The organism is Ruegeria sp. HKCCD7251, from assembly GCF_013031165.1.
In the GTDB taxonomy this organism is placed as follows: Bacteria; Pseudomonadota; Alphaproteobacteria; order Rhodobacterales; family Rhodobacteraceae; genus Ruegeria.
This window is the reverse complement of sequence record NZ_WPZC01000007.1, coordinates 115781-132675: the sequence shown is the minus strand read 5'-3', so window position 1 is coordinate 132675 and position 16895 is coordinate 115781. Positions and strand designations below refer to the sequence as shown.

15 protein-coding genes are annotated in these 16895 nt (G+C 52.9%); 8 read left to right on the top strand and 7 right to left on the bottom strand.

Annotation, left to right across the window (positions count from 1 at the left end):
- Positions 1 to 11 precede the first annotated feature (11 nt).
- Together GOX75_RS16350 and GOX75_RS16345 are read left to right on the top strand one after the other, a co-directional pair.
- The gene (locus GOX75_RS16350; RefSeq protein WP_171124882.1) at positions 12 to 2888 is read left to right on the top strand and encodes an FAD-binding and (Fe-S)-binding domain-containing protein; all 2877 of its coding nucleotides are present in this window, start codon (positions 12 to 14) and stop codon (positions 2886 to 2888) included.
- A 9-nt stretch (positions 2889 to 2897) separates the two neighbouring features.
- A complete protein-coding gene (locus GOX75_RS16345; protein WP_171124880.1) occupies positions 2898 to 3572 on the top strand; it encodes a GntR family transcriptional regulator in 675 nt (224 codons plus the stop codon).
- 42 nt (positions 3573 to 3614) lie between these two features.
- Here GOX75_RS16345 and GOX75_RS16340 read toward each other — a convergent pair whose 3' ends face one another.
- Genes GOX75_RS16340 through GOX75_RS16320 form a run of 5 tightly spaced genes read right to left on the bottom strand, consistent with a single transcriptional unit; the run spans position 3615 to position 8357 of the window.
- Positions 3615 to 4691 (bottom strand): Ldh family oxidoreductase, encoded by a 1077-nt coding sequence (locus tag GOX75_RS16340; protein WP_170494801.1) that lies wholly within the window; start codon positions 4689 to 4691, stop codon positions 3615 to 3617.
- Positions 4681 to 5553 (bottom strand): ABC transporter permease, encoded by an 873-nt coding sequence (locus tag GOX75_RS16335; RefSeq protein WP_170383463.1) that lies wholly within the window; start codon positions 5551 to 5553, stop codon positions 4681 to 4683. The genes GOX75_RS16340 and GOX75_RS16335 overlap by 11 nt, the downstream gene beginning before the upstream one ends.
- Positions 5550 to 6359 carry an ABC transporter ATP-binding protein gene (locus tag GOX75_RS16330; protein ID WP_170336353.1) on the bottom strand — a complete coding sequence of 270 codons (810 nt, stop codon included), beginning with the start codon at positions 6357 to 6359 and terminating at the stop codon, positions 5550 to 5552. Before GOX75_RS16330 ends, GOX75_RS16335 begins: the two co-directional genes overlap by 4 nt.
- Positions 6356 to 7384, bottom strand: a complete 1029-nt coding sequence (locus GOX75_RS16325) for an ABC transporter substrate-binding protein (RefSeq protein WP_170383461.1) — start codon at positions 7382 to 7384, stop codon at positions 6356 to 6358. The genes GOX75_RS16330 and GOX75_RS16325 overlap by 4 nt, the downstream gene beginning before the upstream one ends.
- Positions 7385 to 7442: 58 nt before the next feature.
- The gene (locus GOX75_RS16320) at positions 7443 to 8357 is read right to left on the bottom strand and encodes a fumarylacetoacetate hydrolase family protein (RefSeq protein WP_371808187.1); all 915 of its coding nucleotides are present in this window, start codon (positions 8355 to 8357) and stop codon (positions 7443 to 7445) included.
- A 141-nt stretch (positions 8358 to 8498) separates the two neighbouring features.
- Here GOX75_RS16320 and GOX75_RS16315 point away from each other — a divergent pair, with 141 nt between their 5' ends.
- The 4 genes from GOX75_RS16315 to GOX75_RS16300 all read left to right on the top strand — a co-directional run bounded on the left by GOX75_RS16315 (position 8499) and on the right by GOX75_RS16300 (position 12635).
- Positions 8499 to 9179, top strand: coding sequence for a FadR/GntR family transcriptional regulator (locus GOX75_RS16315; protein WP_170494798.1), 681 nt, complete (start codon positions 8499 to 8501; stop codon positions 9177 to 9179).
- A 194-nt stretch (positions 9180 to 9373) separates the two neighbouring features.
- Entirely contained in the window at positions 9374 to 10057 is a 684-nt protein-coding gene (locus GOX75_RS16310) for a fumarylacetoacetate hydrolase family protein (protein ID WP_170383457.1), read from the top strand.
- A 60-nt stretch (positions 10058 to 10117) separates the two neighbouring features.
- Positions 10118 to 11653: an acyl--CoA ligase gene (locus GOX75_RS16305; protein ID WP_171124878.1), complete on the top strand. Its 1536-nt coding sequence runs from the start codon at positions 10118 to 10120 to the stop codon at positions 11651 to 11653.
- A gap of 4 nt (positions 11654 to 11657) precedes the next feature.
- Positions 11658 to 12635 carry a 2-dehydropantoate 2-reductase gene (locus tag GOX75_RS16300; protein ID WP_170771548.1) on the top strand — a complete coding sequence of 326 codons (978 nt, stop codon included), beginning with the start codon at positions 11658 to 11660 and terminating at the stop codon, positions 12633 to 12635.
- Positions 12636 to 13135: 500 nt separating this feature from the next.
- Here the strand turns inward: GOX75_RS16300 and GOX75_RS16295 are convergent, their stop codons facing one another.
- Positions 13136 to 13945, bottom strand: a complete 810-nt coding sequence (locus GOX75_RS16295) for a DUF3299 domain-containing protein (protein ID WP_170380014.1) — start codon at positions 13943 to 13945, stop codon at positions 13136 to 13138.
- Between the two features lie 104 nt (positions 13946 to 14049).
- Positions 14050 to 15387 carry an amidohydrolase family protein gene (locus GOX75_RS16290; protein WP_170380015.1) on the bottom strand — a complete coding sequence of 446 codons (1338 nt, stop codon included), beginning with the start codon at positions 15385 to 15387 and terminating at the stop codon, positions 14050 to 14052.
- Between the two features lie 78 nt (positions 15388 to 15465).
- On the opposite strand from GOX75_RS16290, the gene GOX75_RS16285 reads away from it, so the two are divergent.
- A complete protein-coding gene (locus tag GOX75_RS16285) occupies positions 15466 to 16419 on the top strand; it encodes a helix-turn-helix domain-containing protein (RefSeq protein ID WP_171124876.1) in 954 nt (317 codons plus the stop codon).
- 82 nt (positions 16420 to 16501) lie between these two features.
- The gene (locus GOX75_RS16280; protein WP_367397140.1) at positions 16502 to 16894 is read left to right on the top strand and encodes a potassium channel family protein; all 393 of its coding nucleotides are present in this window, start codon (positions 16502 to 16504) and stop codon (positions 16892 to 16894) included.
- Position 16895 lies beyond the last annotated feature (1 nt).

Sequence of the window (16895 nt, the reverse complement as noted above, 5' to 3'; positions counted from 1 at the left end):
AGGCGAACCCGATGCTTGAGAATGGATCGTTGCATCGCCGACTGATGTCTGACGTCCAAGGCGAGGTGATGGCTGACCCGGCATCACGCGCACGATACTCGACTGACGCTTCGATCTATCAGATGATGCCGGACGCCGTGGTCATTCCCCGAAACAAAGAGGACGTGCAGGCCGTGATGTCTGTAGCGCGCGACGAAGGATGCTCCGTTCTTCCGCGCGGCGGCGGCACATCGCAATGTGGGCAAACGGTCAATCAAAGCGTTGTCTTAGACAACACCAAGCACTTGAATCGTGTTCTTGACGTGGACGTTGAGAACCGTGTCGCGCGTGTTCAGCCCGGCGTTGTTCTGGATCAGTTGAACCAGTCACTAAAGCAATATGGCTTATGGTTTCCCGTAGACCCCTCAACCGCGTCGCGTTGCACGCTTGGAGGAATGGCCGCCAACAACTCTTCTGGTGGAAAATCCCTGCGCTACGGGATCATGCGCGATAACGTCCGTGCAATAAGTGCAGTCCTCAGCGATGGTATGGAAGCACGGTTCAGCGCCGATACGACGGCATCTGGCGATTATGCCGATCTTGTTGGGGACATGCGTGCTCTGGGGCGTCGCGAGGCTGCGGAAATTGACGCCCGGTTTCCCAATCTCCAGCGTCGTGTGGGCGGGTATAACATCGATGCGCTTGTCGGCAACGACGTCAACATGTCTCATTTGCTGGTGGGGTCAGAAGGCACTCTGGCCTATTTCGCTGAATTGGAACTGAACCTTGCTCACTTGCCGGGCGAGAAAGTTGTCGGCGTGTGTCATTTCCCGACGTTCCGTGCTGCGATGGAGGCAACACAGCACCTCGTGACGCTCAAGCCGCAGGCGGTAGAATTGATCGACGACACCATGATTGCGTTGGGGAGAGATATCCCATTGTTCCGCAGTACGATTGAGGCGTTTGTAGAAGGCAGCCCTGAAGCGTTGTTGTTAGTGGAATTTGCTGAGGGTAGCGCTGACGCCAATGCTGCAAAGCTGGTCGAGCTATCGCAACTGATGGGAGATCTTGGGTTTGATTTCAGTGGGACTGAAAACCGCTGGGGCGGGGTTGTATCAGTTACTGATACCAAACTGCAAAACTCGATCGCCGAATACCGAAAATCCGGGTTGAACGTTATGATGTCGATGAAGGAGGCCGGCAAGCCGATCTCTTTTGTGGAAGATTGCGCCGTCCCGTTGCCTGATCTCGCCGATTATACCGCTGGCCTGACCGAAATTTTTACCCGGCACGGCACAAAAGGGACATGGTACGCGCATGCCTCAGTCGGGTGTCTCCATGTTCGTCCTGTCCTGAACATGCGGCAGGACAAAGACGTCCGGACAATGAGGGCGATTGCCGAAGAGACCTTTGATCTAGTCAAGAGATACAAAGGGTCTCATTCAGGCGAACACGGTGATGGGATCGTGCGATCAGAGTTTCATGAAAAGATGTTCGGCCCTCGTATCGTTTCCGCGTTTGAACAGGTTAAGGCCCGGTTTGACCCTGCCGGGCTAATGAACCCCGGCAAAATCGTGCACGCGCCTGCCATGGATGATCGCCGCCTATTCCGCTACAGCCCGGACTACTCAGTTCCTGAATTCGAAACGGCGTTGGACTGGTCCGCTTGGCCGGGTGCCGGAGGAGGATTTCAGGGTGCCGTCGAGATGTGCAACAACAACGGTGCGTGTCGCAAGCTCAAGGGCGGAGTAATGTGTCCTTCCTTCCGTGCGACGAGAAACGAGCGTGATGCCACACGTGGGCGGGCAAACACGTTGCGTTTTGCCATCAGCGGGCAGTTGCCTGGTGGTTTAACTTCAGACGCAATGCAGGACACGATGGAATACTGCGTGTCTTGCAAGGCTTGTGCGCGTGAATGCCCGACTGGCGTCGATATGGCCCGCATGAAGATCGAAGTACTTTCAGCAAAGCGCAAAAAAGACGGGCTGACATTGGCTGATAAATTAATAGCTTATCTGCCGAGATATGCGCCAAAAGCTGCAAAAGTCGCGTGGTTATTGAATGCTCGAAACAAAATTGGGCCCTTGCGTACGCTGTTGGAGAAACCAACTGGAATTTCGGCGCGACGTGACCTGCCAGTGTGGTCCTCCGACCCATTCCGGGATGTCGAGGCCCAAGACACAGATCCGCAGGTGCTTCTGTTTGCCGATGTGTTCAACCGATATTTCGAGCCAGACAATCTGCGCGCCGCTGTCCGGGTTCTGCGTGCGCTAGGGCTTCGGGTTGCCATAGCAAGAGATGACCAAACAGGAAGGCCGCTGGATTGCGGGCGCACTCTTTTGGCTGAGGGTTGCGTGGAAGAGGCGCGTCACGAGGCACAGCGTGTGATTGACGCGACGCGAGAAGCAGCTGCACAGGGCATACCGGTAGTCGGTCTCGAACCTTCTTCTATCCTCACATTCCGGGACGAGTATTTGGCTCTTTGTCCGGGGCGGGATGCGGAGTTGCTATCCAAAGCCTCTCATACCTTTGAGGAGTTTCTGGCCAAACAGCCGGATCTGCCTCTCAAATCGGTAGATCGCCCCATTTATGTGCATGGTCATTGCCACCAGAAAGCACACGATGCCGTTACACCGATGCTCAACTTACTTAAGCGTATTCCCGCATCACAGGTTCACATGATCGAAAGCAGTTGTTGTGGTATGGCCGGGGCGTTTGGATACGCGCCCGGCACTATTGATGTCTCGATCAAGATGGCGGAACTCGACCTGTTTCCAGCTTTGGAGGCGGCGCCTGCGGATGCAATTGTTGTGGCGGATGGAACATCATGCCGCCACCAAATCGCCGAAGGTACGCAGCGCCAAGCGATGCACGTCGCGCGCCTGCTGGATATGGTCCTTGAATATTAGGATGTGGATATGAACCTGACGGATAGCATTAATCGCCCGACCCTACATGAAGAGTTGGTCGAACGCTTGCGCAATCTTGTCGTCGAAGACGTTTTGAAGCCGGGTGAGAAAGTGCCCGAGAAACAGCTTTGCGACTCATTGGGTGTTTCCCGGACACCATTGCGAGAGGCCCTAAAGGTTCTTGCATCCGAAGGCTTTGTGGTGCTTCAAGCCAACCGGGGTGCCCGTGTCGCGAGTGTTACGAGGGAAGAATTGGAAAACACGTTTCCAGTGCTCGCAGCGCTTGAGCAACTGGCGGGGGAACTAGCGTGTCAGCAAATGGACGTTGCGGAAATTCAACGGATTGAAAGTAGCCACAAGGATATGCTGAGCGCGTACGAAGCGCGTGATCGACAGGCGTACTTTAAAGCCAATCAAGACATCCATCAGGCACTTATAAATGGCGCGCGAAACGACATACTGGAAAACCACCATAAGCTTTTGGCCGCGCGGGTCCGCCGTGCACGTTTTTTGGCCAACTTGTCGGACGAGCGTTGGGCACAGGCAATTGACGAACATGAAACCATGATGGAGTTGCTCAAGGCCCGAGATGCAGATGGGCTTGGTAAGGCAATGAAACTTCACATGATGAACAAACTTTCGGCGCTTGTAAAAGCGCTGAAGCCAGAAGTGACGCCTCGCTAAACTCTGGTCAAAAGTGCAGTCCGGCTTCCCTCAGATATGCCGCTAGTCAGTGCTAACATCAGGAAACGGGGGAGTCAGTCCACAGTCCAGGGCGAGATTGTTGAGGTCTCGGCAAAGAGCGGGGTTGAGGCTTACACCGTCTTTGCGACGGGCCTCAGCTGCAGCCGTTTTTCCGTCTCCGGGCAGGCGTACCGGGTCATGACCGGGCAGGGGGGCGGATGCGCGCATTTCAGAGAAGACGCGGGCTGCATTCGAAGCAAAGTCTTTTTCCATTCCAAAGGCCGCCGGATCAAGCGCCATTACGAATTGCCCTGTGTTCGTGGGTGAGGTTGTGTCTGATGTGAAGTTGACTACGTCAGAGCCGAAGGCAGCGCCGTTCAAGACTCCGGCCATCAACCCTATGGCCACGGAAAGGCCGAAACCCTTCGGACCTCCGATCGGCAAAAGAAACCCTTCTGATTTGCGGGCAGGGTCCGTTAACGGATTGCCATCACGCCCAACCATCCAACCTTCGGGCATAGGTTCGCCTTGCTGCAACAGGGTCTTGATCTTACCCATCGCGGCAACTGTCGTCGCCATATCAAACACAAACGGGTCGGGGCCATCGGCAGGTGCAGAGAAAGCGATAGGATTGGTGCCAAGAAGCAAGTCGCTTCCGCCATAGGGCGGAACGTGGTTAGCACTGCCCACCGCTGCGGCCATGCCAAGCATTCCAGCTTCGGCTTGTGGGCGCACATAAAGTGCCAAAGGTCCAGCATGATTGCCGCGCCGAACACCGACCCATCCGATACCTGCCTCTTTCGCCTTTTCTATCGCAAGATCTCGCGCCGCCGACATAGCCAAATGCCCAAGTCCGTCATCGCCGTCAATCAACGCGGTCGCGACAGACTGATGTATGACGGTAACGTTTGGTTTGGCGTTGCACCCGCCTCCGGCCAATCGGGCAAGATACTGGCGCAAGCGAAAGACTCCATGGGTGCCATATCCGAATATGTCGGCCTCAACCATCGTCGAGGCCACCTGATCTGCATCCGCTTTTGGAACACCTCGAGTTTCGAGCGCGCTCGCCACAAATTCACGCAAGGTCTGGCAGTTTATTTTCACTGGCTCAGAAGTCATCTCTGCCAACCTGCTCTTTGTGCCAGAACACCAGTTTTCGCTGTGTCCAAACCACCGTCGCAAATACAGCGAGACCAACGAGACTTAGGTACAGGATCAAGGAGAACACGCGCGGAGTATTGAGCTGCGATGCCGCAACACGGATCAACTCACCAAATCCCTTACCGCCCCCCAGGAACTCTCCTGTGATCGCGCCTGCCATAACACCAACTGCTCCGATTTTGAGGCCGGTGAATATCTGCGGCAGACCGGTTGGCAGTTTCATCTTGATCAATGTCTGCATCCGGCTGGCGCCCATCGTCTTGAACAACATGCGCGCGTTTTCGTCGGCGGCGTGAAGTCCGGCCGCAGTCCCAACCACGATTGGAAACGTCGCGATAAAGGCCGCAAGTGCCACCTTGGATTCAATGCCGAAACCCAACCAAGCCACAAAAAGAGGAGCGAACGCGACTTTCGGCATCGTATCGATAGAAACCAAATAGGGCATTACTGCCTTCTCGCCAAAGGCTGTTTCGCCAACCAAAACACCCAGCGAAAATCCGATCGCGATTGCCAGCGCAAAACCATAGATGACCTCTTTGATGGTAATCCACAGTGCCCCAAGCATGTAGCCGCCGGTCAAAAGGTTTTGCCCCACGAAGATCATATCTTTGAGGGTCTCCATCGGCGTCGGTAGAATGATCGGAGAGACCAGCCTAAGGCTGGTCACAATTTGCCAAGTTCCGACAAAAACCACGAAGACAAAGGTCATCGCCAGCCAGCGAGGAACCGAGTCGATAAAGTGAACCTTCTGCTCCCATACAGTGTCTTCTGAGGGGGCAGCGTCTTTTACGGAAGGTGAGTAATTCTGAACTTCGCTCACATTTCTTCTCCCTTATCAAGGAGGCTGCGAATGTAGTCTACGATAGCGCCGAATTTGGGTGTCGTCATCATGTCGAGTGTTCGTGGGCGTGGCAGGTCGACCTCAACGATTTCAGCAATCCTGCCTGGGCGCGGTTTCAAGACGACAATTTCGTCAGACAAAATAACAGCTTCCTGAATTGAGTGCGTCACAAGAAAAGCAGTCGCATCCTGTTCCCTGCAAATCCGCTGCAATTCCATGTTCATCATGTCGCGTGACAACTCGTCGAGCGCGCTGAACGGTTCGTCCATCAATAGCACGGCTGGTTCCGTGATCAGCATTCGGCAGATCGAAGCGCGTTGTGCCATACCGCCTGACAATTCGTTCGGATATACGTTTTCGAACCCTTGCAAACCTACGATGTCCAAAAGTTCATGCGCCTTGGCCATAGCTTGCTTGGCCGCCGCTTTTCCATCGCGGATCTCAATTGGCAAGACGATGTTTTCCACCGCTGTTTTCCAGGGGAAAAGCGTCGCTTGCTGAAACATCATACCGATGTCCCGGCGGGTCCCAGTGACTGGTTGCCCCTGAAGGATTACACGCCCTTTGGTGGGCGGGATCAGACCCGCCATGATCTTTAGTAGAGTTGACTTGCCGCACCCGCTGGACCCGATGACAGATGTGAAGCTTCCTTTCCGAAGCGTCAGATTGATGTCCTCGAGAGCGACAACAAGATTGCGTGCATAGGTCTTGCTTACATGGGTCAACTCATAGACCGGCGTGCCCAAAGGCGCGCCGGAAAACTCATGTGTGACTACAGCGTTCATTTGCTGACAGCCGCGTTGCCGATGGCAGCAAACTCGTTGGTCCAAGCAGCGCTCAGGTCATCCAGCGGCCCTGGGATTTCGCCCCCTGCAACAAGTGCGTCTTGCCATTCCTGCCAAACTTCGGCGGGGTACCATCCCAGGCCATTGCTCGGATCCGCCGCGATAGTTTTCGAGCGTACGGCATCGAACAGTGCTGACTGGAACTCCTTGTCCTCGCCTTCCTGCGGGTTGCCATCCGCCAAATGCTTCAAAACAGCTTCACGGTTGGCATCATCCAGTGCAAATGCATGACCACGTGCGAACGCGCGGCTCCAAGCTTCGACCAATTCACGGTCGTTGGCGATTGTGTCAGCCATTGTGGCGATGCCGTTACCGAAGAAACGCCCGAACTCCGCAGGCGTGATGTCACGCACCGCCATTCCGCGCTGGTTCAGAATTGCCGTGTCAGCCGTCGAAGCAGAGTAAGCGTCGATTTCGCCGTTTAGGAAAGCCGCGGTCGCCGGGCCACCGTCGCCGACGGTAAGGAAGGTAAAGTCTTCACCCTCTTTCATGCCTGCTCCGGTCATCACGTTACGTGCAAAGCCGACTTCTGCGCCATCGGCCGTACCTGTTCCGATAACTTTACCTCGAAGCTCTTCAACACTTTGGATGTCAGAGTCTTCTGGCACGGCTATGCCAAAGTTGCTGCGTGCCGCAACGTTGTAGATGTGTACGGCATCTACATCCCGCGACCGTGCGGCAATTAAGGGGCCAGGACCGGGGCGACCGAAGTGAGCCTGTCCGGCGGACAATGCTTGAAGCACGGCTCCTGAGCCGTTGATCGCCTCGACGGTCACATCCAACCCTTCATCAGCGAAATAACCTTCGCCGATGGCGACAAAAACCGGAAATGAATTGATTGCCGAAGGGCTTGGCTGCACGAAGGTAATTTTACGCAAGTCCTGCGCAAAGCCCTGTGTTCCTAGTGCTCCTGCTACCGGAACCGCCGAAAGCAAGGACGCTGTGAAAGTCCTTCTGTTCATCATTTTAGTCTTCCTCCCTTGCATGGTTGGCAACCTGCAGATTCAGCTATGCAGGAGCCACTTAAACGACGCGCACGGTATTCCTGAGCATGCCGATTTCTGAAATTTCACAAACCACAGTGTCCCCGTCTTTCAGGAACTGTGGTGGGTCCATGGCGTATCCGACACCAGACGGTGTTCCGGTCGCGATTACGTCGCCAGGTTCCAGGGTCATACCTTCTGAAAGGGATGCGATCAGCGTTGGAATGTCGAAAATCATGTCCGACGTCGATCCGTTTTGGCGCTGTTCGCCGTTGACTGTTAATCCGATTGATAGAGCGTGCGGATCGCTGATTGTATCAGCGGTCACTATGAAGGGGCCCAATGGGCAAGACCCATCTAAACCTTTGCCTTTGAAATACTGCCCACCATGTCGGCGTTGAATGTCGCGTGCGGTGATGTCATTGAGGATCGTATAGCCGTATACATGGTCGTATGCGTCAGCCTTGGCTATGTTTCGCCCCGGTTTTCCAATCACAACTGCCAGTTCAACTTCATAGTCAATGGCTTGTGAGACCGAGGGGAATATCAGAATGTCTGCCTCTGGCGCCACAATCGATGTCGGCGGTTTTGTGAAGAAGACCGGATGCTCTGTTACTCCAATTTTTTGGTTTTGGGCACGTTCGCCCTCGGCGATGTGTTCAGCATAATTGCGCCCGACACAGAAAACGTTCTTACGCGGGGAAGGAATTGGTGCCAGAAACGGCACGTCATCCGGGACCAGTGCGTCGTTTAGATTACCCGTTTCGGCCGATGAAACGAGGGTTTTCAAAACGCCAAGCGTTTCTTTTCCGCCTGCGATCAGATGCTGCATTGAACCTGCGTCCAGCGCTTCGCCAAGCACTTGCGCTGCGCGCAAAACGTCCAACTTGCCGCCATCGTTTAGTATTGCCACGCAAACGGCGTGGCCCTCTACGGAAACAGTTGCTAACCGCACTCGGCACTCCTCCCTCGTGCTTGTGTCAAGACGTGGTCACGGATCCTGTCCGGCGACTCGTTTCTTGCGTTCTTCTCGCCCTTGAGTTTTTTCCGACTTGGCGTTTCAATCAATCAACCAATCGCTAAATTGGGTGACGATATGAGTGCACCAACCGAACTCGCGCACCGCGTACGCGACCTGATTAACAATGCCGGATACAGGCATAACGACAGGCTCCCACCTGAACGTGAGCTGTGTTCAAAACTTGGGACCACTCGCAATCAGTTGCGAAGAGCGTTGGCAGAGCTTGAGGCCCAGGGGCTGATCTGGCGTCATGTGGGGCGGGGAACATTTGTTGGATCCAGGCCGGTTCTCAACCTCACCGATGTAACTTATTTGGGCAACCAAATTAAACCTGAGCAGGTTGTATCCGTTAGATTTACGATCGAGCCGCAGCTTAGCCGCCTCGCAGCGCTCCATTCCACACGTTCCGATCGTGAGCAAATGAGGCTATGCGCGGACAAATGTCGTACCGCAGAGGATTGGCGCACGTACGAAGCTTGGGACAATAATTTGCATTACGCTATAGCCCGCTCCACTCGTAACCAGCTCTTTTTATACTTCTTTGAGACTTTGAATTCGGTTCGAAGATCGATTGTTTGGGGGCAGCCACGCGAAAATTTAAAGCCCGCAGAAGACTATTCCAGCTTTAGCGAACATGATGTGATCGTGTCTGCCATAGCAAAGGGCGACTGTGAGCTTGCGGCCAGTGCCATGGTGGATCACCTGAAATCGGTTTATTCGCGGGTGCTGCCTACGAGCATCCAGTCCGACAGCTGAAGTAGCGCTGGCGCCCAACCAATTCGGGAAATGGTCGGGGCAGATTGTAGCCGTTGGTCTTGCAAAACAGCCTGAATTTTGGCGATGACTTGGTAAGCCGCCGCGTCCGTTTGAATGTGGCGTGGCATCGATCGGAAGGTGTCTGTCTGTTTGAAAATCCGATCTTTGGCAGTCAAGCGTTCAGGAGGAAAGCGATGTCCGATCATGTAATTCCCGCGCCGCAGGTGCATGTCATACCCGTATCGGGGGGCGGCACGTTCCCGGTCCGGCGTGTCTACTGCATTGGACGAAACTACGCGGCGCATGCAATTGAAATGGGCCATGACCCGAACCGGGAACCTCCATTTTTCTTTCAAAAGAACCCAAACAATTTGGACCCTTCGGGGGAATTCCCGTACCCTCCGCACAGTTCCGACGTGCACCACGAAGCAGAAATGCTTGTTGCGCTCAAGTCCGGCGGCACGAATATCTCGGTGGACGATGCATTGGATCATGTCTTTGGGTACGGCCTTTCGCTTGATATGACCCGTCGCGACCTGCAAGGGCAGATGAAAAAGATGGGCCGCCCGTGGGAAATTGGGAAAGCGTTTGAGCGCTCGGCGCCATGCGGACCAATTCACAAGGCATCAGAGGTCGGGCATCTCGACAGAGGTCCGATTACTCTGACGGTGAATGGTGAAGTTCGGCAAGAAGGCGACTTGAACCAGATGATTTGGAAAGTCCCCGAGATGATCTCGTATCTGAGCGACTACTTCGAGCTTGCGGCCGGGGACGTTATCCTTTCAGGGACACCTTCTGGTGTTGGTCCCGTCAACCGAGGGGATGTTATGGTCTTGGCCGTCGACAAGCTGGGCAGCCTGAACGTACGCGTGACTTAGAACCTGCTGCGACGACCTAACATTGCGAAAGAAACCGATGCTTGTGTAAACGGATATCAGATGCCCCATTTAGTCGCTGAATTGATTGCACACCATGCAGACACGGCAAATGCCATTGGCGCTCCTGGCCAGCCTTGGTTGAGCTACCTTGGTTTGCGCGAGCATTGCGCGAAGGTCAAAGAGGATCTGCATCAGATCGGAATAGGGCGCGGCGACAGGGTGGCAATTGTGTTGCCTAACGGACCAGAGATGGCGACGGCATTCATATCCGTCGCCCAAGTGGCGACGACGGCGCCTTTAAACCCTTCTTATACTATCGAAGAATATGTATTTTACCTCAAAGACCTGAAAGCCAAGGCTCTACTTGCAAGCGAAAACGAAAATGGTCCTGCCGTAAAGGCGGCGAGGGACCTTGGCATCGCTATCCTGAGGGCGTCTTGCGACAGTTCACATCCAGCGGGGCAGTTTTCCATTTTACCCTGTGACCCGATTGGCAAGGCTGACACATCCGCACCGGGCGAAGATGACGTTGCCCTGATCCTCCACACGTCAGGAACAACGTCGCGTCCCAAGATCGTTCCCCTGACGCAGGCTAATATCTACGCGTCCGCAAGAAATGTGGCTTCGTCTTTGAAACTTACAATCGATGATCGTTGTCTAAGCATCATGCCGCTGTTCCATATCCATGGGCTGATTGCAGCAGTCGCGGCTTCTTTAGGCGCCGGATCGCAAATTAGCTGCGCCCCTGGGTTCAACGCTCTTAGCTTTTTTTCACAGGTCGCTGAGGTTGATCCGACATGGTACACGGCGGTTCCGACAATGCACCAAGCTATTCTCGCCCGAGCCGCCCGAAACCAATCAGTCATTGAGCAATCGCGCTTGCGTTTCTTGCGGTCGTCTTCCGCGTCGTTGCCCGCGCCGGTCATGGAAGAGTTGGTGGCGACATTCAATGCGCCTGTCATCGAGGCCTACGGTATGACTGAGGCCACGCATCAAATGTGTTGCAATCCGCTTCCTCCACAAAAGCAAAAGCCCGGATACGTCGGAGTAGCAGCGGGCCCTGAAGTCAGAATTGCAGACGAAACGGAAAATGTATTGATCGCTTCGCGGGATGTCGGAGAAATCGTTATCAGCGGTCCGAACGTGACCCCTGGGTATGAGAGCAACCCGCAGGCAAATGCAGACAATTTCTTTGAAGCGGATGGAAAACTCTGGTTTCGCACCGGTGATCAAGGGTCGTTCGACGAAGAGGATTATCTGCGACTGACTGGACGCCTTAAGGAGCTTATCAACCGCGGTGGAGAAAAAATCAGTCCACTTGAAGTTGACGCCGTGCTTCTAAGCCATCCGGACGTTGCTCAGGCAGTTTGTTTTGCCGTTCCCCACGAGAAACTGGGCGAAGATATAGCGGCGGCGGTGGTGCTCTCAGAAGGAGCGACGATTGCAGGTCAGGACGTCCGGGATTTTGTTGGCGCACGGCTCGCAAAATTCAAGGTGCCGACTTCAGTGGTTATTCTCGAAGAGATACCAAAAGGTGCGACTGGTAAGATACAAAGGATTGGGCTGGCCGCTAAATTGGGACTGGCAAAGGCTTAGACACATGAAAGTTTGCATCTTTGGTGCCGGAGCTATCGGAGGTTACGTTGCCGCGAAGCTCGCGCAGACTGACGTCGACGTCAGTGTCGTTGCACGTGGCCCACATCTGGCTGCAATGCAAGAAAAAGGGCTGACTCTCCAAGAGGATGGGCAGGACCCAATCAATGTGCCAATACGCGCCTCGGACAATGCCGCCGATCTCGGCCCCCAAGACTATGTCTTTATCACACTGAAAGCGCATTCCGTTCCAGCAGTTGTGGACTCGATCCAGCCACTGATTGGGGATGAAACTACAATAGTGAGCGGAGTGAACGGGGTACCCTGGTGGTATTTCCACAAGCTGGGCGGTCCCTTCGAGGGGACGAGATTGTCATCTGTAGACCCGGGAGACGCGCAATGGAACGGTTTCGGACCGGATCGTGTGCTTGGGTGTGTTGTTTACCCGGCCGCGGAAGTCATTGCTCCGGGATCGATCAAGCATGTCGAAGGCAATCGTTTTTCTTTGGGTGAGCCCGATGGCACTAAATCAGACCGTGCCTCCAACCTTTCGGCTGCATTGTCCACCGCCGGGTTGCGCGCGCCCGTAAGACCAAGAATACGGGACGAAATTTGGCTGAAGCTATGGGGCAACTTGTCGTTCAACCCGATTTCCGCACTTACCCACTCAACACTTGATGTCTTGTGTACTGATGAAGGTTCACGCTCCGTGGCACGTGGAATGATGCTAGAGGCTCAGGAAATCGGTGAAAAACTGGGGGTTAGGTTCCCGATTGATGTCGAAAAGCGCATTGACGGAGGAGCGGCTGTCGGAGCACACAAGACCTCGATGTGGCAGGATTTGGAGCTGAATCGACCTATGGAAATTGATGCCTTGGTCACTTCAGTACAGGAATTGGGGCAACTGACCGGGATCGCAACACCCACAATCGACACTGTTGCATCACTTATAAAACTGAGGGCAAAGGTCGCGGGTCTTTACTAAGATTCTGCTGGCGATCATCTGAAGAGATCAGTTCTGGGCGGGCGGGGAGCTGAATAGCGATCCGGCGCTACAAAACGCGGATCTTTCAAGCGTCTTGTCAGAAGAACTTTGCTTGGGCGGGGCAGGAGTTTTGCTTGCTTTTGCCTATGCCTAGACCTGCCTCTTTCAAATTCTTAAAACCAATCTCGAGATCATCCACCTTTCGGTGATGCTGTACATCCGCTTTGTCCGCAAAGTAGACGTCTAAGCAAGTTGCAGCGAATGACCGGTTAGAGCCCAAACCAACCGATGTTGCTGAAAGCACCAATGTCAGCGATGCGCAGAAAGCTGACTTTGCAAAGTCACAGTCTCCACTTCAAGCAGCACTTCAATGCTTGGTGGGCGCCAGATTGATAATCGTATTAAGCAATTTCATTTAAGTATTACTGCATGACATTCTGTTTTATCCACAGTCTGGGCACGTAACACACTGGCTTTCATATGCTTAAGACAGGCGGTTTTTAATTCGAATTTGCTTCACGCGCAGCTTTGGCTCGAAAACTTGCCAATTTTGACGCGTCAAATTTTGCAGCCCCGGAACCTAATTTTCCAATGGCGCTTGGATCGTTGACCTCATCCGCGTCAGTGAACTTCCAACCATAAGCTGGGAGATCATCGCCAGCCTCTACATACTGAGCTTCAAATGAATACGTTGCTCTCATTGGAACGAACCCATCCACGAAATTCATCGTCCTCTCTGACGGCGAAATAGAAACTATCCCTGTAAGGCGAACTGGCTCGTGAAAGCGTTCTGGATACCAACCTTCCGGCAATCGAACACGAATAAGCTGGTTTGGGTTCGGTGGAGGCGTATGGCTGCACATACCTCTCTCCGGAACCAAGTAAGCGACGTTTGTACCATCAGGATCCGGTGGTGCGGGTATCGCATAGCCCGCCAGCTTTACGACTTTTCCGTCAATTTCTGGATTACCAGCCGTGGCGGCTTTCTTTCGTCGCTCTGCAACGACCCATCGTTGTTCAATCAACCAATCAACGTCGATCCCAGCCTTTTGCAGCGGCGTCTCATTTTCCAGAATTTTCGCTTCAAGACTTTTGCGGACATCTTCGGAATGGGCTCCACTATCCAGTCTGAGCTTTAGTCGGACGACTTCAACAAGACCACTAAGCTGGTCAGGTGTCAGTTCTTTGAAAGGATCTACGTATTCCTGAGATTCTTCATCAATCAATTGGTTCCAGTCTAACTCAGCGATTTCTGCGGACAACGACGTTGAAATCAAAGAGGCAACACAGACTATTCTCCAAATCTTCATGACTTATCCTTTTCAACCGTATGGCCACTTGGATGTTGGTCAATGCGTCATCACCTGCCAGCTTAAGACATTTATGGACACTTGGGCTCTAAGCGAAACACAGTTCAAAGCTCGTTTTTATAGATGACTCCGTCCTTCATAATCAGGTCGAAGTTTTCTTGTGGGTCCCCTACAAGCTCCAAGTTTTCAAGCGGGTTGCCGTCCACGAGGATCAGATCAGCGTATGCGCCATCTCTGATAACTCCGAGTGGACCGTCTTGGTAGGGATGACGAGGGCCACTCATTTCCATTAGGCGGGCATTTTCAGAGGTCGCTATCTTGAGCGCTTGATAAGGCGTCATCCAAGTTCCCAACCTCACAAGATATTCGCTCTGTTGATACGCCTTTGATGGATCCATGAGTTGATCGGTGCCAAAGGCGAGATTCACGCCAATTTCGACGGCCATTGGGTACAGCGCGTCTACAGCATCAGTCACCTGTTTCCACTTTTTGGCACTAACTGGGCTATCCCAAACCATATCGGCCTCAAACATCGCCTGAGGACTGAGCCAAGCGCCTTTTTCCTTCATCAATTCCAGTGTTTCTCTTGATGCGAAGAAGCCGTGCTCAATGCTCATCACGCCGTTTTCTATTGAGGTACGGATACCTCTGTCTGTCATCACATGCGCCAAAACATAGGTGTTAAAGTTCGTTGCCTCTTCGACTACCGCACGAATTTCGTCGACCGAATACTCGCTCACATCCAGCGGATCGTATTGGGAAGAGACACCACCACCAGTCGTGATTTTGACCTGAGTAGCACCAAACTTGAGGATTTCTCTGGTTCTCTTTCTGACTTCCGGTACGCCATCAGAAATCATCGCCATCATATTTTTTTCCCAATAACTCAGTTCAGAGTTGGAGTTTCTTGGGTTTTCAAGCAGCGTGTGAAAGTCGGCATGGCCTGACGTTTGGCTCATGAATGGTCCGGAGGGCAAAATGCGGTGACCGGGGTATTCACCAGCGTCAATCAGTTTCTTGATCGTAAACGGATTTCCGCCAGGGTCTCTAACGGTGGTAAATCCACGCATTAAAGTCTCTTCAGCCCCCTTCATACTGCGAATGGCCACTTCCGACATGTCGCCTTGATTCAACATTAGAACGGATGCAGGGGTGTAGGCATACGTCGTGTGCCAATGGACATCGATCAATCCTGGGATCATCGTGCGACCGCCACCGTCAATCACCACCGCGTTCTCGGCTTCGATTGGGTCGGAAGAAACAGCGGTTATGAGATTATCTTCGATCAAAACGTTAGCATTCTCGATGCGTGCTTCGTTTACCCCGTCAAAAACATGAACATTCGTTATGAGAGTTCTTGTAGAATCCTCTTGAGCGCTCGCCAGCGTTGCCAGCATGCTTGAGATTACCAAGCAGAGCGTTGACAATTGATTTTTGCGCATATCTTTCACCCTAGGAATATCAAAGCATTCGATTGTTTAATTTTAACGAAGGTAGCCAACTCTCCGAGGAAAATCGATATGAACTTTTTTAAGGAACTTGGCGAAGGCAAACCGGAGCTTTTTGCGGCAACCGTACGTGAAGCAATGACAGGAGAGGTTTTCGATGGCGATGTGATACAGTTGGGAAAGGGGGCTGACGAAGGCGCAATTTTCACAGCTCGTTTAGGGCTTTCCCGTTTGTCTAGTATCCGCTTCAAGCCCAATGCATTGGTGAGAACCGCACAAAGTGAAAGCTTCGCTAATTTCACTGTACCAATCTGCGCTTCAGAGTTATGGACGGTAAGTGGCGTTCCTTTGAAAGAAAACTCCGTTTTCTTCAATTTCACTGCATCGGAAACCGAGGTAGTCGCGCGCAATCGAACTTCGTTATGTGGTCGTGTGCCCTTGCAACGATTTCTCAAAGAGGTTCAACTTTTTTCCGGCAGAAATACATCGGATTTTCGCGGACCAACGGTTATCGTGAAACTGTCTTCTGATTTTCACGCAGCTTTGGTGCGAACACTTAGCTGCATAATGAACCAAGCCGATGGTCAATATACCCAGAGTGATTTGGAGGCGCGTCTTGCAAGGACGCTTGCGATCTTCTTTGCCTTATCTCTGAATAGTGGGAATGCACGCAAAGCGACTTGGTCTCAAAAAGTGGGTTTGGTCTCAAAAGCACGAGAGTACTATTCTTCCGCCTTGTCAAAAAGGCCATCAGTGGCAGATCTGTGTCGAGTAACCGCGGTAAGCGCGCCAACATTGATCTCAGCATTTCGCGACGTAACGGGTGAAACACCAGCACGATTTTTTGCTCTTCAAAGACTGGCCAATGTCCATGATGAACTTGTTCAGGCGTCTCAGCAAAAACCCATGGTGAAGCAAGTGGCGCTCGCTCACGGATTCACCGATTTGGGACGATTTGGGAGCCTGTACAAAAGCATATATGGAATTTTACCATCAGAGCAAATTGAGCGTGCTGTACCCATTTGACCGGTTGTCTTTTTAGTTCTGCCGAAAACCGATTAATACGAATCTCGGCTCCGATGTAGCAGAGTTCCCTTGACGGATTGCAATGGCACCTCAACGATTTGCCAAACAGAACTATGGATTGGACGGCGGAATGTTTTCATTTTTTTTGAATTTCTACAGGCTCTTAAAAGCGATTGTCCGCTCGTGGAGTAGCCCTAGATTCCGCGGAGCGCTTACCCTTGCAATACTCTTGTTGCTTTCCGGAACTTTGTTTTATGTCAGCGTCGAGGGGTGGTCTTGGGTGGACGCGCTGTACTTCAGTGCAACTACTATTTCTACGGTTGGCCTCAGTGACCTAACGCCCGTAACCGACACAGGAAAACTCTTTACCGTGTTGTATATTTTCGTAGGCGTCGGGGTCTTCATCACGCTGTTTGTACAATTCACACATGCCCTTCTTAGGGACTACGATGAGAAAAAGTCGTCAGATAATTGAA

Coding starts and splice junctions, on each gene's coding strand:
- GOX75_RS16350 (WP_171124882.1), top strand. CDS start 12: ATGCTTGAGAATGGATCGTTGCATCGCCGACTGATGTCTGACGTCCAA.
- GOX75_RS16345 (WP_171124880.1), top strand. CDS start 2,898: ATGAACCTGACGGATAGCATTAATCGCCCGACCCTACATGAAGAGTTG.
- GOX75_RS16340 (WP_170494801.1), bottom strand. CDS start 4,691: ATGACTTCTGAGCCAGTGAAAATAAACTGCCAGACCTTGCGTGAATTT.
- GOX75_RS16330 (WP_170336353.1), bottom strand. CDS start 6,359: ATGAACGCTGTAGTCACACATGAGTTTTCCGGCGCGCCTTTGGGCACG.
- GOX75_RS16325 (WP_170383461.1), bottom strand. CDS start 7,384: ATGATGAACAGAAGGACTTTCACAGCGTCCTTGCTTTCGGCGGTTCCG.
- GOX75_RS16315 (WP_170494798.1), top strand. CDS start 8,499: ATGAGTGCACCAACCGAACTCGCGCACCGCGTACGCGACCTGATTAAC.
- GOX75_RS16310 (WP_170383457.1), top strand. CDS start 9,374: ATGTCCGATCATGTAATTCCCGCGCCGCAGGTGCATGTCATACCCGTA.
- GOX75_RS16305 (WP_171124878.1), top strand. CDS start 10,118: ATGCCCCATTTAGTCGCTGAATTGATTGCACACCATGCAGACACGGCA.
- GOX75_RS16300 (WP_170771548.1), top strand. CDS start 11,658: ATGAAAGTTTGCATCTTTGGTGCCGGAGCTATCGGAGGTTACGTTGCC.
- GOX75_RS16295 (WP_170380014.1), bottom strand. CDS start 13,945: ATGAAGATTTGGAGAATAGTCTGTGTTGCCTCTTTGATTTCAACGTCG.
- GOX75_RS16290 (WP_170380015.1), bottom strand. CDS start 15,387: ATGCGCAAAAATCAATTGTCAACGCTCTGCTTGGTAATCTCAAGCATG.
- GOX75_RS16285 (WP_171124876.1), top strand. CDS start 15,466: ATGAACTTTTTTAAGGAACTTGGCGAAGGCAAACCGGAGCTTTTTGCG.
- GOX75_RS16280 (WP_367397140.1), top strand. CDS start 16,502: ATGGCACCTCAACGATTTGCCAAACAGAACTATGGATTGGACGGCGGA.